We start from the raw sequence: 15,875 nt of genomic DNA on the forward strand, positions 1-15,875 counted from the left end.
CCTCCAGCTAGTCATAAAATCGAACCAAATCGTCGATGAATACCGGCTGTCCTTCACGTATGGAGCGATTGGCGGCAATTCCGGTCAAGATGGAACGGGCTCCATCCACATGATTGGCCGCACGGTGGAATGGGTCCTCAACCGCCGTGCCGAACAGATCGTTCAGCAATACGGGATCGCCTCCTCCATGCCCGCCTTCCCTTGTCTCTACCTCAACGGCGTAAGGGGCGCCGAACATGGGATACATAATGAGCGACTTGCCCTTCAATGCGCCTTCCAGCGCTTTGTCGCCCCCCGCGTTCACATAGGACTGCTCCACAATATTCGCTTCCAGCCGGCCCTTGGTGCCATTGAACGCGATTCGGTACCCTTCCCAAGGCATGTAAGCGTTTAACGAATAAGTCAATATCGCGTTGTTCCGATACTTCACCAGCACGCCCATCGTGTCCTCGATGCTGATCCCGTCTCCGAATACGCTCTGATCCCTCCGGTAGCCGTCTTCATGCTCCGCGTCCAGATACATCGCTTTCAATTGTTCGTTCTTATCCAAGTGTAGCGCAAAGGGATCGTTCTCGGCAATGGGATTGCCCGTCGCCCGGTCATAAAATTGCGTCACGCCGCGCCGCTCGGCATTCTCCCGCCCATAAAACAGCAAGTCGCCATGGGCGAATACGGATTCCGGCTGCGAATCAATCCAGAAATTGACGAGATCGAAATGATGCGTCGATTTGTGCACCAGCAGCCCGCCGCTGTTCCGCTTGTCCCGGTGCCATCTGCGGAAGTAGTCGGCTCCGTGACTCGTATTCAGCAGCCATTCGAAGTGGATGCTTGTCACTTGACCGATCGCCCCGCCGGCAATGAGCTCCTTGATCTTCGTATGATGGGGGGAATAGCGATAATTGAACGTCACTCTCACTTGGCGCCCCGTTCTCTTCACGGCATCCAGTATCTCCTGGCATTTCCGCTCGTCCACCGTCATTGGCTTCTCGGTAATGACATCGCAGCCCAGCTCCATCGCCCGGATAATATACGTATGATGCGTACGGTCGACACTGGTCACGATGACAGTATCCGGCTTCTCGGCGGCAATCATTTCGTCGAATTGATGCGCGCCGTACGTACGAACCGGCTCATGACCATATTTCTTGACGAGCAGCTCGTTAGCGTAGTTCATGCGAGTCTCATTCAGATCGCAGAACGCCGCCAACTCCGCCGTTTCCCGATACGTTGTTGCGATCGCGCTATAGAAATATCTGGCCCGGCCGCCGCTGCCGACGATCACATACCTTTTTTTACCCACCTTCATCATCTCCTTGAACATTATTCCATTGCTACTATCCATTCTACTGCATGGAAATGCTATAATACTTGTCATATCATGCTTGAATTGGCGCATAGTACGCAAATCTTGTCATCTCGAACGATTAAAGGAGGATTTCCATGAGCGACCCTGCCGCCGTCTGCAGCTTCGGCTCCACCCACGAATGGTATTTTCAATACATCAAGAGAACGGACCCCGTCGCTATGCGGAATGAGCACTACCATTCCTTCTATGAAGTGTATTATATGCTGTCGGGCAGCCGCCTCTATTTCATCCGGGATCGCTCCTATACGGTAGAGCAAGGCGATCTGGTGTTCATCCGCAAGCATGAGTTGCACAAAACGATGCCGAACGGACAACCCGAGCACGAGCGTATCCTGCTGCACTTCAGTGACGAATCCCTCCGGCAATACGCGGGAGAACTGGCCGAGCTGCTGCTCAGTCCCTTCCATGCACCCAGCCATGTGTTCCGCCTTCCCACAGGATTGCATCTGGATGCGGATGCCTTGCTCCGAAGAATGCATCATGAAGCGAGAACGATGGAGCCCGGCTGCGAGTTGGTTATCCGGCAAGGCATTGCGGAGCTGCTGCTGGCCGTCGCCCGCTATCTCAGGAATCACGAGCCCGTCCCCTTCCGGCACGCTTCCTCCATCCATGCGAAAATATCCGAAGTGACCGGTTATATCAACACGCATTATAGGGAACCGCTTAGACTGGAAAGCGTATCGAAGGTGCATTTTATAAGCCCTCATTATTTAAGCCGCATGTTCAAGCGAGTGACCGGATTCGCTTTTACCGACTATATTGCCATTACCAGAATGAAAGAGGCGGAGCGCCTGCTTAAGGAATCGACGGACAGCATCTCCAGCATTGCCGGACAGGTCGGCTATGACAACTTCTCGCATTTCGGCAAAACGTTCAAAAGGGTGACGGGCATGTCGCCGCGGGAGTACCGAAGGGACATGTCGTAATATTGTATACATGTCGCTTATTCGCACTTAAATTCTATTTGGAAATGTGTTAGATTAACCTTGATATCGGTTGATGTCATAATTTTATAGAGTTAAAGTTAGGGTTGGTATACAATCAAGGAGGTGCTGGAAGTTGATTCGTTTAGGCAAAATTAGTTATTGGCATGTGCACGCATGGGACTACACCAATCAGGCATTGGAGCATCCGGGTACGGAAATCGCGGCAGTATGGGACGAGGTGCCGGAGCGCGGGCAAGCGGCGGCGGACAAGCTGGGCGTGCCGTTCTACGCCAATCTGGAGGAAATGCTGGCACAAGGCGATATCGACGGCGTCATCGTCGACGCTCCGACGAACCGCCACCACGAAGTGATGGTTGCCGCTGCAAGAGCGGGCAAGCATATATTCACCGAGAAGGTCGTTGCTCCAACAGTGCGGGAAGTGAATGACATATTGGCCGAGGTAGAGAAGGCCGGCGTCAAGCTGACCGTCTCGCTGCCGCGCGTGAACGAAGGCTATACGCTCGCGATTATGGACTTGCTGAAGCGCCAAGCCGTCGGCAAGGTAACGCTGGTCAGATGCCGCCTTGCCCATAACGGTGCGACCGCCGGCTGGTTGCCGGAGCACTTCTACAGCCTGGAGCAATGCGCCGGAGGCGCGCTTATCGATCTGGGCTGCCATCCCATGTACTTGACCCGCTTGTTCCTCGGCGAGCTGCCGGAGCAGGTAAGCGCTCATTACGGCTATGTGAGCGGCAAGGAAGTGGAAGACAACGCCGTAGCCGTGCTGACAGGATCAGAAGGCGCGATGGGCATCGTGGAAGCCGGATTCGTCACGCCGCACTCCCCATTCTCCATCGAGATATACGGTACGGAAGGCTCCATCCTGTTCACCATTCCCGACAACAAGCTGCTCATCCGCAGCAATAAGGAGCAAGTCGGCGGCAAGGAAGACTGGGAGGAAGTCGCACTGCCGGCATCCAGAGCAAGCGCCTTCCATCAATGGGTGGAGCATATCGAGCAAGGAACGGACGCCAAGGAGAACGTTCAGCTGGCGAAGGAGCTGACCATGCTGATGGAAGCGGCGAATCTGTCCGCCAGCGGCCGGCGGCCGATTGCATTGGCCAATCTGGAGCAATAATCAGTAAGCGTCTTGACGACACGGGACTTGCACAGGCAGGAAAGGAGGCAGAACGGGAGATGGCGCCAGGATACATCTATGAGAAAATGTCGGAGCGGTCCGATGCGCTGGAACGCCTCGATCTGCGCTTGCAGTGGGGGCCGTATGAAATCCATGTGCTCACCTTTCATCTGACCTCGTTCCCGCCGGGAAGAATGATCGCTTTCCACAAGCACGCCACCTTCGAGCTGCACTTCATTCCTAGGGGCAAGGGGAAAGTCGTCCTCGTCGATCAAGAGTTCGATCTGTCGCCCGGTCATCTGTATGTAACGGGGCCTGGCGTCATGCATTATCAAGAGGCCGATCGGGATGAAGCGATGGATGAGCTGTGTCTGCACGTCGACATCGTCGATCGGCGCGAGCAAGATAAGGAACTGCTAGCTGCAGGTGAACACGATTGGGAGTTCGCGGAAGCTTGCCATTGCGTGAACAAGCTGCGCAGCATTCCGCTCTATCCTGCGGAGGACAGCTTCAAGGGGATGCCATGCTTCCTGGAAGCGTATGAGGCGTGCATGCACAATTACCCCGGAAGCTATACGACGATTAAAGGTCTTGTCATTCAAATTCTGCTCAGAGCTGTCCGCGCTTACGACACCGTGCATGAGCAGAAAGAGCTGCCGACCAAAGACATGAAAGCCTATCGGCATCATCTGGCACTGGAGTTCATGCAAGCCAATTACGCCGGCTCCATCTCGCTGGAAGATGTGGCGGAGAAGCTTCGCATAAGTCCGCGCCATCTGCAAAGGCTGTTCAAGGAGCTTCACAACGGAAACACGTTCAGTCGCGTCCTGGAGGATATCCGATTGACAGCCGTGCGCAGAGAACTGGAGACGGATACTGATTCGATCGAGGAGATCGCAGGACGCACCGGCTTCGCAACAGGGAATTACCTGCATGCCGTCTTCCGCAAGCGATTCGGCATGACACCATCCGATTACCGGAAGCAAGCAAATTCAGGAGGTAGATAACGATGTCCAAAGTGTACAAATTAGCGATTATCGGTTGTGGCGGTATTGCCAACGGCAAGCATATGCCAAGTCTCAGCAAGCTGGATAATGTGGAAATGGTCGCATTCTGCGATATTGTCGAAGAACGCGCGACCGAAGCGGCAGCCAAGTACGGTGCGGAAGGCGCCAAAGTCTATACGGATTATACGGAGCTGCTGAAGGATTCCTCCATCGAGATCGTGCATGTATGTACGCCGAACGATTCCCATGCCGACATCAGCATCGCAGCATTGGAAGCCGGCAAGCATGTCATGAGCGAGAAGCCGATGGCGAAGACGGCTCATGACGCCGCTCGCATGGCGGAGACGGCTCGCCGTACGGGCAAGAAGCTCACTGTCGGCTACAACAACCGCTTCCGTCCGGACAGCCAGCAGATGAAGAAGGTATGCGCAGACGGCGAGCTGGGCGAGATCTACTATGCGAAAGCGCATGCCGTACGTCGTCGCGCAGTTCCGACTTGGGGCGTATTCCTGGACGAGGAGAAGCAAGGCGGCGGTCCGCTCATCGACATCGGCACGCATGCGCTTGACTTGACGCTGTGGATGATGGACAATTACAAGCCGAAGGTCGTGCTGGGCCAATCCTTCCACAAGCTGTCGCAGCGCGAGAATGCAGCCAACGCTTGGGGACCTTGGGACCCTGCCAAGTTCACGGTGGAAGACTCCGCGTTCGGCATGATCGTCATGGAGAACGGCGCTACCATTGTCCTGGAATCCAGCTGGGCGCTTAACACGCTGGAAGTGGAGGAAGCCCGCTGTACGCTGTCTGGTACGGAAGGCGGCGCCGACATGAAGGGCGGACTGCGCATCAATGGCGAGCAGCACAGCCGACTGTTCACGAAGGAAGTGGATCTGAAGGCCGGCGGCGTTGCATTCTTCGAAGGCAATGCGGAGAACGATGCGGATCTGGAGATGAAGATGTGGATCAAGGCGATTGACGAAGATACCGATCCGGTCGTCACGCCGGAGCAAGCGCTTGTCGTCTCGCAAATTCTGGAAGCCATCTACGAATCGGCCAAAACGGGCAAAGCCGTTTACTTCAACTAATTACTGCACTTATGCATGAGAGAGGGCTGTTCCGTCGCCTATGGCGATGGAACAGCCCTCTCCGTAATATCGCTTCTACATGCCATCTCCGTTCATATCCAGCTTGTACAGCTCTGTATCACGTGCATAGTATACATCCCCTTGCAGATCCATGGCAGCGAAATATCCCGCTTGGTTCTTCACTAATGTCGTCTCCAGTGTCACCGGATCCAGCCGGAACAGCTGAGTCAACGTCAAGACGTAGATATGCCCATCAGGAGCCAGCAGCAGCGAACCATTTTTCCATACATGCGAGACGCCGTCCCAATTGAACGGAAGTATATTTACTACAGCAATGACTTCTCGTGTAGCCGGATCGAATTTGAACACCTTTCCGACCGTAAGCCCCCATAGGTAGCCTTGATCGTCAAAGGCAAGATCGACGATCGCCCGGTCGCCAGATATCGGAACCCCCTCCCACTCCTTCTCATCTGTGGCAGGATTCCAGATGAACAACTTCGCCTCCGTCTCGCTAGGCGTTATACCAAGTCCGCCCCACACGGAAGTGCCACCATATACGATGCCGTCCTTGGATGCCAGTGCCGTTACGCTCTGATTACTCACAACATTGCGGTACACCTGTTTCTCACCGCTGTTAGGGTTATACATGGTAAGCGCTCCGCCCAGCTTGCCATAGTCCGGTACCGTCCCGATCGCGAGTTGTTCGCCAACGCCTGTGAGAGCGAAGGGGCGATCCTGGTCGAATTCCGACTTCAGTCCGAAGTGGAGTTGCGGATTCGTCCCGTAATCATAAGGCTGTGCAGGATCATAGGAGAATAGGTCTGCCCCGGGATATACGCCCGCATACAGCTTCCCGTCGTAAGTGATCATGCCTTCAATCTGCCCGATCGTCCCCTTCGGATATTCGAGGATATTGCCTGTCGCCGGATCGTAAGCGGATAGTCCGCCGGACTGGTAGCCCGATGCGTATATACGACCGTCAGGTCCCAAGCCGAGCGATTGAATGATGGCAGGCTGGCCTTCCATACTGCTTTCAATGATTTGGTGATTTCCCGTTAACGGATTGTAGATACGAATACGGCCGCCGAAATCGATACTCGCATAGCTCGAGCCTGGATAATCAGGGCTTTCGAGATGTATCCAGCCCGCGGCTTTTGAAGACCACAGGTTTCCGAATGAGGTTTTGCATAATTCCCCTGTATGCATGTTGTATTTGTATAGGAAGTTATCGTTGCGAATCAGATACACCATCTTGCCTTGGTTGACAGGTGATACGCCCAGTCCTTTCACATCTGGTATGATATCCTTCCATTCCTCTTTTTTCAGATCGTATACAAGCATATCGGATGAATTCATCGGACGAACGAATAAGGAATGCTTCCGAACATCCATGTCGTAGATCAACATATCCTGCCGGTATGGCTCCGGCAGCAGGATTTCCCGCTTATCTCCCGTTGCAAGATTGAGTTCGACCATTCGCACCTGCTGCGTCCCCACGCCGACATAGGCCTTGCCTTCATATATGCCAATCGACCGGGCATACTGCATACCTTCAATCATGGAGCCGTAATCATGAACATCTCCTGTTGCCGGATCGTATCGGAACACCTTCCCGTTCGGATAGGTCACCCCGTATACCCGGCCGTCTTCGTCAAAATCGAGCTGCCAAATATAACTTTCGGATGGCAGCGGTCTGCCCAGCGATTCTATGGAACTGCTGCCGGGAACCCAGCGATAAAGTGTGCCGTTAGGAAACGAACCGATATAGACCGTTCCGTCCGGCCCCGTCTTCGCTCCGAACGAACCGCCGGCGCCAGGCAACGAAAAGCTGTTCTCGATTACGCCTGTATGTGCGTCGATTACATTCAGAACGGCGGGGCTGCCGTTCGCGATCGCATAAGCCAGCTCCTGTCCATTCGTACCGATACCGAACGCAGCGCCGTTAACAGCGATCGTGTGCAGCGGAACTCCGAGTGAAATCGTATCGATGGGCATTCGTTCTAACAATTGAATGTTGTCGAAGTAAGTAGTGCCGGTTTCGCCTACGCTTGAATAGAACAGCACGGCTGCCCGTACGGCATTGTCGGGAGCATCCCTTTCCATACTGACTGTCTCCCATTGACCGTACGGAATGCTGATATATTGACTATGCGCCTCAAGCTGCTGATTATTCGCATCATAGAAATACATGTACATCATTCGACCGCCATTCACGCCATACGCTTGGACCGTGACGGTGTAGGTCATATTGGCTTCCACTGCAAATTTGTCGCTTATAATTCCAATCGAAGAAGTCGCGCTCGCATCTTCCAGCTTCAAGCTGCGCTCCCCTTCATATACGATCGACTGATCAATCGATATGCCTGTCGCTCCGAAGGTCTGCGTCCATCCGGGAATATTGCCGTTTACTTCCGGTTGTTCAAAGCTGTGATTCGCAATGGACGGCTCTGCAGCCGATACCGAAGGGGCAAGCCCCGCTCCTAATGGCAAAAGAACGGTGGCGGTTAATGCTGCTAATGCAATCTTTCTTGCCATACTGCGCCATGAAATCATCAAGATTCCTCCCAATTATCCCAGAATTAAAACGCTTTCATTTCAAAACAAAAATTATCTGTCTTGCCTTTGTAAAAAACTGAACGCCGTCGTCATAATCACCACCATTCTCCCGACCATTCTGGTTCGTATGTGATTGAAAGTTCAAACTTATTATAGCTTCACTTTTTTACACCGTCAACTGTTGTTCAGCTGGATAATGGCATTACAAATAAAAAAGAAGCGCCCGGCAGCAGTCCAAGGCACTTCCAACTATATAGCATCATGCATGACGTATTTCACTTTTTGGTTTGTATGTGGTCGTTAAACAACTTCATGAGTCCTACTTCATCCACTATGTTCGAAAAATACTGTTTCAGGCAATTCCCGAATACATAGCATTCCTTAATGGTTAAGCCTAACTTGTCATAAGTTGTATAATTCGAAATCATTTCGCGATGAAGCAATATTCTCGAAGGGGTTGCAGGGCATACTGGCAGATGCGCGTCATGGATGATTTTATTGGCAGGTATGCTGAATGTATGTTTGCGAATGAGGGTTTGCGCGTTATCCGACGACAAGAAGTCGGCCAGACTTTGCGCCGCTTCTTTTTTACTCGTATTCGCATTCACTGCCGTCCCGGAAGACAGCAACAAGGTATCATTACGATTGCCGCGGGGCAACTGAGCAATGTCGAAATCAAACTCCGCGCGCTTCAGTGCATTCAATCGGAAATAGGTCGTCATAATGACGGATACTTTTTGCTGGAGGAACAGGCTTTCCACATCTTTCTCTCCGAAGACGGCTCCCGGAAACAAGCCGTTCTCATGAATCATGTCTCGCACGAAACGAAGCAGCTCGAAGGCATTGGGCTCGGAGGGAGCAATCCTGCCATCGGAATCGCGAACGAAGCGCATGCCCTGCTGAAGTAAAAAAATCGACCAGCGATTCAGATGATCGGCATTGAAAAAAATGCTAAACCGGTTCGGTTCCTTCAATTCTCTGAGCAGCTGGCGCAAATCGTTCCAGGTCCAGCCGCTATCGGGCTCGAACAATCCTTTCTGTCTGAGATGATTCTTGTTGTAACAAATAACAATAGGCGAATAAACGAACGGCTGCGCATAGACTTCGCCATTGTCCGTTCCGAAAAACTCGTTAAGAAAGGGGTAGTTTTCTCCCCGTCGCTCCTGCCTCTCCAACAGCTGCAGACTTCCGTTCTCGCAAAAATAAATAAAATCGGGCGTGTTTAAAGTGACGATATCGACCACTCCGAGTTGAAGCAGCTTCATTATACTCTCCGCATTCCCATAAGGAAGATCGAGCGTGTTAACTGTAATGTGCGGATGGATGTCGTGAAATATCTCCAGCAATCGGGTCAAGTCCGTCTCTTCCGGCATGGAAGGATACACTCCAAAAAAAAGCTCTGTTCGTTCAGAGGGACGAGCCGCAACCCGGGTTCCGACACGCGGAATTCTCTCGATTCTCCCCTCTTTCACGAGCTCGTCCAACGCCAGCCGAACCGAATGCTTGCTTAACTGGAACCGCTCAATCAAGTGGTTCTCTCCGGGCAAGTAGCTCCCGGGGCGATACATGCCCCGAGCAATCTCGTCACGCAACGTATCGACTAAGTCATTGTATTTATTTTGATAAGTTTTGCGATCGGGCCTAGCCATCTTCATTCTCCTAACAGCACTTGATATGATGCGGGAATCGGCAAATTATTTTTAAGTATAACCGAATCGGCCCGTATTTTCTACCTGGACTCCGAGTACATGAGCACCTTCACTATGGCACACTTCGGAGCTCTGCACAGGCTTCATATGCTAGTCCTGCCCGCACGCAACATTAAGCACTTACTTCTTGCTGTGGAAAATCATCCTGGAATGCACTCCAGTTCTGTGCCATCTCGGCATCCGTGAGCAAGCATGCATCCAGCTCGGCAGCCAGCTTCTTCCTGTCCAGTTCAATTCCGATGAGCACAAGCTTGGTTACCCGGTCTCCGTACGTTGCATCCCAAGTCGCAGCCAGCTCTTGCTCCTCTTGCAGCAATTGTGCGCGCTCCGCCTCCGGAAGCTCCGCAGCCCACAAGCCTGCCGGACCGATCTGAACGGATGGCCCCGCTTGGCTGAAGCTTTGCGCCATGCGATTGCGCGATGCCAGCCACAGTATTCCTTTGGAGCGAACGACCTCGGCCGGCCAATCGCTCATCCATGCCATTAGCCGCTGAGGGTGGAATGGTCTTCTGCGATCGTACACGAACGAGCCGATACCGTACTCTTCCGTCTCTGGTGTATGCACAGGCGCTTCCAGCTCTTTTATCCATCCTGCAGAACGGCTCGCTTCTTCGAAGTCAAACAAGCCGGTATTCAGAATTTGTTCCGGGTCGACCTCGCCGTTCTGCGTACGGATGAGCTTCGCTCTCGGCTGCAGCCTTCGCAGTACTCCCTCCAGACGATGCAGCTCCTCCTCCGAGACAAGATCGCATTTGTTCAAGATCAGCACATCGCAAAATTCGATTTGATCAATAAGCAAGTCCACAACATCCCTGGTGTCGTGCTCATCAACAGCCTCGCTCCTGTCAAGCAGGGATTCTCCCGAGGCGTAATCATGCCAGAAGCGGAAAGCATCCACCACCGTCACCATCGTGTCCAGCTTGCAGAACCGGGTCAAGTCAATGCCGAGCTCCTGATCCACATAAGAAAATGTCTGGGCTACTGGAACAGGCTCTCCGACTCCGGTTGATTCGATCAGTATGTAATCGAATCGGTTCTCCTGTGCAAGCCGCTCCACCTCTTGCAGCAAATCCTCCCGCAACGTGCAGCAAATGCAGCCGTTGGACATTTCCACCAGCTTCTCTTCCGTGCGCGACAGCCCGCCGCCATTGCTAATGAGCGCAGCGTCTACATTGACCTCGCTCAAATCATTGACGATGACTGCCACCTTCAGCCCGTTGCGATTATTCAGCACATGATTGAGAATCGTCGTTTTCCCCGCTCCAAGATAACCGCTTAACACCGTTACAGGCAGTTTGTTCCTCATTTGTTTCCATCCCTTTCTGTTCGTCCTTTTGCACCACAAGCGTAAATGGCTATCGCCGCCGACCTTTGGCGGCATTAGCTTACATTTTTCGATGATGATCGACCGAATTGTTAATCGTAATTATTACTATTTAGCAGTATAACAGGCTGATTTCTTCTCGTCAACCGGAATTCGATTTCGGAATTCGATTTCGGAATTCGATTTCGGAATCCGATTTCCGTAAATCCATATTCCGGACCAAGGAGGAAGCCGGATCTATAGGTTAATTGGCACGGCTTACTCCACAGGCAGCATTTTTAATCCGGCATGATTCAGATAAATGTTGACATTAACAGATTCTATTGAATGATCATCCAGCTGCATCCCTCCCATTTCATTCATTTTCTTCCAAGCTGCCGTTTTTTGTTTATACAATACATGCTTCAAATTGAACAGGTCCGATTGTATTTTCATACCGCTCTGATAGGTCGTTAATATTTCTTTCTTTACCTTTGCAGCCGCCATTTCCTCAATCTCATCCTTATTCACTTCCCCGAGAATTTCTGTCACACTCCCGGTCAGTTTAATATCAAGCTCGAACTTTGGCTTACCGTCGACCAATTTTACGGACTTGCGAATCTTTGGATCTTCCAGAGATATGACCGCGACAGTTTCCCCGTTTTTGGCAATGTTTAAGGGAGTATGTGTTGTATCCTTCTCTCCCCAACGAATACCCAGCAGTTTCTGACGGCTAAGCCAACCTTCCAGCTTCTTCTCCGACAGGGAAAAAGCGCCATCCACATACATTTTTGCATCCTTCTTTTCATTTTTTTCCCAGACAGATGAAGTAATCGATAAGTTAGGAAGCAATACCGTCGAAGCGGGTTCATTCATTCGTGAATTAAAAGCAAGAAACCGAATCGGGGGGATATAGGAACTCTGCAAGTAAGCTTGCAAAGGCTCGTGCGAAATCGTATTAAGCGGAGAGACATTAAAAAATGCAGGCGCAACAAATAATTTCTCCATCGGCTCTCTCGTGCCGTATAGCCAAGGAGTCAGGCGAATTTTCGAGTCTCTGATAATTAAGTCATTATTGAAGATTCCCCCTTGCTTCAGAGCATTTTCGCTAAAGACTATACTGGTAACATGGCTCCACGATGTTCTTTCCTGAGAAGTGGCGTACAGACTGTTCATGGCTAGATGCACCGTCTCTCCTTTTGCCTTGCCAACCCAAACCTGTGCAGGCTTATCCGACTTCCCGGTTTCCGTCTTGGCAACAGCTGTGAAATCAAGCAATTGGGCATACAATACATATTTCTTGTCCTCATAGTCAATGCCAATAGCCGTAACGTAGTTTATATTTTCAATCTCCTTAATATCCCAACAACCACAAAGCAGGCTTACAATCATCAAGCTGAATAGTAACTTTAGATACTTGAAATTGATATGCCATTTCATTTTATTCATGATCCCTTTCCTGACGAGTATCATCAACAGTGTTCATCATCTTCGGCCGTTTCTTGTAGGATAACCATGGTTTGGCAAGTAATCCGGGCAGCAGCCCTTTCCAAGTTAGCGGAGAAATAGGAGCCAGATAAGGGAGGCCAAAGGATTCCAGAGTCGACAGGTAAGCCAGAACGCTTGCCAAGCCGATAAAGAAACCGAACATGCCCAGTCCGGATGACATGAATAAAATATATAGCCGGATGAGACTGACTGTACCGGCCAAGGTCTGGTTCACGAGTGTGAAGGTCGACACTGCCGTTACGGCGGATACGACCAGCATAGCTGGTGAAGTCAGCCCGGCCCGAATCGCCGATTCTCCAATAATGAGACCACCGATAACAGCAATAGTCTGGCCTACGGCCTTCGGCAAGCGAATGCCTGATTCTCTGAACAGCTCGAACATGACCAGCATTAAGAGCATCTCCATCGGTGTTGAGAAGGGAAGGCCGTACCTGGATGTAGTGACAGTCGCAAGAAGGGGGAGTGGAAGCTGGTCCATGTCATAAGCAAGTAAAGCGATCCAGAATCCCGGTAAAAAAAGGGAGATGAACAAACCAAGCAATCGAAAAAAACGTTCAAATATGATGAAGTGATACGGGGTATAGGAATCCTCCGGTGTTTTTAATATCTCGACCAAGTTGACAGGGGCAATTAACGCCATTGGAGAACCGTCTATCAAAATAATAAACCGACCTCTCAGGAGGCATTCCACAGCAAAATCGGGTCTTCCGATATAATCCAGCAAAGGAAAGATCGACAAGGAAGAGTCGGAGAGCGCCTCTTCCATCTCGCCGCTGGTAACCAGTGCATCGACATGTATGCCTTTCAGCCGCGTCCTCGCTTCTTCAATCACCTCCGACCGGACAACGTCCGCAAAATAAAGCAATGAAACTTTCGTTTGACTGCGCGAGCCAATGATAAATCGTTCATTATGCAAGGAGGCGGTACGCAGCCGTTTACGAATTAACGCTACATTAGTGGCAATGTCTTCGGTGAATGCGTCACGTGCCCCTTTAATCGAAATTTCCGTATTGGATTCTTCAGGCTGCCTTTGCGGAAGCTGAGCAATGTTGATGTAATAGAAGCGTTCGTGCATGGGGAAGAACGCAATGAATTGCCCTTCGAATAGCAGGTTCTCCAGCTTCGTATGGAGGTCAAAGGGAACCCATTCGATTGATTTCTCCAGTTCGCTCTCAAGCTTGTCCCACGTATGACAAGTGACCATCATTTGTTCCAGATCAGGAAGAACATGCTGATTCATCACTTGAGTATCAATCATTCCATCACAATAAATCAATAATGCAGAAACCGAGTCATTGTCTTGTACTCTGTCAGGCAGACTAAGCATGACAACATCTGCTGAAGCGGCAATTAATGAGCGCAGCCGTTCTTCGTTCCATTGCTCCGCTTCATGCTCCTGTTGCAATGCGGGTTGACCGACGTTCCTGGATTGCATCCAATCACCTCCTTCTTGGCAGCTTAAGAGCAGTTGTTATGGCCATGCTTGCGATCAGGGTAATGAGGAATAGGAATGTGACCAGGGAATACTTCCCCAGAACGTATAGCTCGATTTGTCTGTCAACCCCTGAATGTAACGCTAGTCCAACCATCACCACTCCCAATACAAGTAAAAAAGGGAGGCGATGCTTCTTTTTCATGAGCGGAGGCAGCATGTCTGTAATAATAAACATAAAAAGGGACATACGAATTAAAGCTCCCGACAACCACTGATACAAAGCCAGAAAGTCGAGGTGAGCGATATATTTGGTGATCATAACGAGCTTCCATTGGCTATATGCAGGATAACGAATTTGTGCCGCTACTTCCGTACCGAAGTTCGCGATGGCCCCCATCAGAGGTCCCAAGGTAAGCCCCGCGAGAATAATAGACATGATTCCGATAGAGAAGTAACTGACCCTTCGGGACATATGATGCTGAATGAAAATCAGCACGACTAACTCCATAAAACCTCCGCCTGCAATAATCATACTTTTCAACATGGGTTCATATCCATTGACGAATAACGGGGTCAGCAGGGAATAATCTTTAAATTGAAGATTGGTTACAGCTACAAAGTGACCCAATACCCATACGAACGGCAACAAAATACCGGATATGATCGCGATGGAACGGATTCCGTTATAGGCCATGTAGACACTAAGCAGGACTAAAAGAATCAAGACGACAACTTTGGGGGTTTGCGGTAAATACGTCACCTTGATCCAGGTAGATGTTTCTCTTAGCATAATTAAAGCCATGAGAAAGAAATATGCCGCGGTTATAATCACGAAAATCCATCCCGCCATAGAACCGCAGCGTTCCTTTATCCAAGATGAAATGGACTGCTGGTTCGTTCGTTTCATAATGAAATATAAAAAAAACACCCAAATGGTATGCAAGACCATTGTCAATATTACGCCTGCCCACGCATCGCGCCCAGCTGTTTGCAATAAAAGCGGGATCAAGATAACATGGTTGGTAATCCCCAATGCGAGGAGCAACATAAAGTAAGCATTGATAACAGAAATTTTCTTATTGGATAACATCGTTTCATTCTCCATATCAGGTAATATCATGCAATGCGATATAGAGAGTATTCTCAAATAACCGTATTTTATCCTGAATTTCTCGGAATCCCCCTCTCCTTCTGCAATCAATTTAAATGGATCAAGGAGCGTGATGGAAAGTGGAGCTTATATTTATTCGACACGGTCAAGGCCTTCATAACACCAATATTCCGAACAGACTAAATGTGGTTCATCCGTCCTTAACCAAGAAAGGCAGGGAACAAGTTGCTTCCCTAAGAAACGCCTTCTCCTTCTGTGAAGACGATCTATTTATTGTCAGTCCGACAGTCAGGACGATTGAGACGGCCAATATCTTGGCCAGCGGCCTGCTGCATCCCCAAAAGTACATAAGTCCGCTAGTAGGTCCGCGAATGTATCCCCTGCCTGTCGACCCGATAACCCATGAAGTAAAATGCGACTGGATTTATCCGCTTGAAGAGATTCAAGCCCGGCATTCCGACTTTAACCTATTGGATACGGACGACTTGTCTCTATGGACACTGGGCATCAATACCATCGCCGACACGCAATTTTCCATTCTGGGCCGGCGGATGCTCTCATTCATGCAGCAGAAAGTCGCCGGCACCAGCAGAGCCTTTATAATCGCCCATGACGGGACAATTACGAACTATCGCATGTTATTAGGTGAGCAAGGATTAACGCGAGCGGACTTTCTAGGGGAAGCCGGATGGTACAGGGTGGAAGTGTGAGAAAAACGGCTAGCGGCGTC

The 15,875-nt window shown here is 50.6% G+C and carries 12 protein-coding genes; 5 read left to right on the forward strand and 7 right to left on the reverse strand.

All coding sequences use genetic code 11. The features are described 5' to 3' along the window. Nucleotides 1-7 precede the first annotated feature (7 nt). On the reverse strand, nt 8-1,306 hold the full coding sequence (locus tag M6D81_RS16720) for a Gfo/Idh/MocA family oxidoreductase (protein WP_262678076.1): 1,299 nt from the start codon (nt 1,304-1,306) through the stop codon (nt 8-10). A 134-nt stretch (nt 1,307-1,440) separates the two neighbouring features. Here M6D81_RS16720 and M6D81_RS16725 point away from each other — a divergent pair, with 134 nt between their 5' ends. The 4 genes from M6D81_RS16725 (at nt 1,441) to M6D81_RS16740 (ending at nt 5,522) form a co-directional block, all read left to right on the forward strand. Beyond that, complete coding sequence (locus M6D81_RS16725) at nt 1,441-2,292, forward strand: helix-turn-helix transcriptional regulator (protein WP_262678058.1); 852 nt, start codon at nt 1,441-1,443, stop codon at nt 2,290-2,292. Nucleotides 2,293-2,425: 133 nt separating this feature from the next. Next, the gene (locus M6D81_RS16730; RefSeq protein ID WP_262678059.1) at nt 2,426-3,430 is read left to right on the forward strand and encodes a Gfo/Idh/MocA family protein; all 1,005 of its coding nucleotides are present in this window, start codon (nt 2,426-2,428) and stop codon (nt 3,428-3,430) included. A gap of 59 nt (nt 3,431-3,489) precedes the next feature. Then, the gene (locus M6D81_RS16735; protein ID WP_262678060.1) at nt 3,490-4,437 is read left to right on the forward strand and encodes an AraC family transcriptional regulator; all 948 of its coding nucleotides are present in this window, start codon (nt 3,490-3,492) and stop codon (nt 4,435-4,437) included. A gap of 2 nt (nt 4,438-4,439) precedes the next feature. Further along, nucleotides 4,440-5,522 (forward strand): Gfo/Idh/MocA family protein, encoded by a 1,083-nt coding sequence (locus tag M6D81_RS16740; protein WP_262678061.1) that lies wholly within the window; start codon nt 4,440-4,442, stop codon nt 5,520-5,522. Between the two features lie 75 nt (nt 5,523-5,597). Here M6D81_RS16740 and M6D81_RS16745 read toward each other — a convergent pair whose 3' ends face one another. The 6 genes from M6D81_RS16745 to M6D81_RS16770 all read right to left on the reverse strand — a co-directional run bounded on the left by M6D81_RS16745 (nt 5,598) and on the right by M6D81_RS16770 (nt 15,124). Beyond that, nucleotides 5,598-8,075 (reverse strand): carbohydrate binding domain-containing protein, encoded by a 2,478-nt coding sequence (locus M6D81_RS16745; protein ID WP_262678062.1) that lies wholly within the window; start codon nt 8,073-8,075, stop codon nt 5,598-5,600. Nucleotides 8,076-8,353: 278 nt separating this feature from the next. Beyond that, the gene (locus tag M6D81_RS16750) at nt 8,354-9,727 is read right to left on the reverse strand and encodes an extracellular solute-binding protein (protein ID WP_262678063.1); all 1,374 of its coding nucleotides are present in this window, start codon (nt 9,725-9,727) and stop codon (nt 8,354-8,356) included. A 172-nt stretch (nt 9,728-9,899) separates the two neighbouring features. Beyond that, complete coding sequence (locus M6D81_RS16755; RefSeq protein WP_262678064.1) at nt 9,900-11,093, reverse strand: GTP-binding protein; 1,194 nt, start codon at nt 11,091-11,093, stop codon at nt 9,900-9,902. Between the two features lie 276 nt (nt 11,094-11,369). Continuing rightward, nucleotides 11,370-12,539, reverse strand: a complete 1,170-nt coding sequence (locus M6D81_RS16760) for a Ger(x)C family spore germination protein (protein ID WP_262678065.1) — start codon at nt 12,537-12,539, stop codon at nt 11,370-11,372. Then, nucleotides 12,532-14,034 (reverse strand): spore germination protein, encoded by a 1,503-nt coding sequence (locus tag M6D81_RS16765; RefSeq protein WP_262678066.1) that lies wholly within the window; start codon nt 14,032-14,034, stop codon nt 12,532-12,534. Before M6D81_RS16765 ends, M6D81_RS16760 begins: the two co-directional genes overlap by 8 nt. Nucleotides 14,035-14,038: 4 nt before the next feature. Further along, nucleotides 14,039-15,124, reverse strand: a complete 1,086-nt coding sequence (locus M6D81_RS16770) for a GerAB/ArcD/ProY family transporter (protein ID WP_262678067.1) — start codon at nt 15,122-15,124, stop codon at nt 14,039-14,041. 140 nt (nt 15,125-15,264) lie between these two features. On the opposite strand from M6D81_RS16770, the gene M6D81_RS16775 reads away from it, so the two are divergent. After that, nucleotides 15,265-15,855: a histidine phosphatase family protein gene (locus M6D81_RS16775; RefSeq protein WP_262678068.1), complete on the forward strand. Its 591-nt coding sequence runs from the start codon at nt 15,265-15,267 to the stop codon at nt 15,853-15,855. The last annotated feature ends 20 nt before the right edge of the window (nt 15,856-15,875 follow it).

Origin of the sequence: Paenibacillus sp. J5C2022 (assembly GCF_025567625.1) — a bacterium.
Classification (GTDB): domain Bacteria; phylum Bacillota; class Bacilli; order Paenibacillales; family Paenibacillaceae; genus Pristimantibacillus.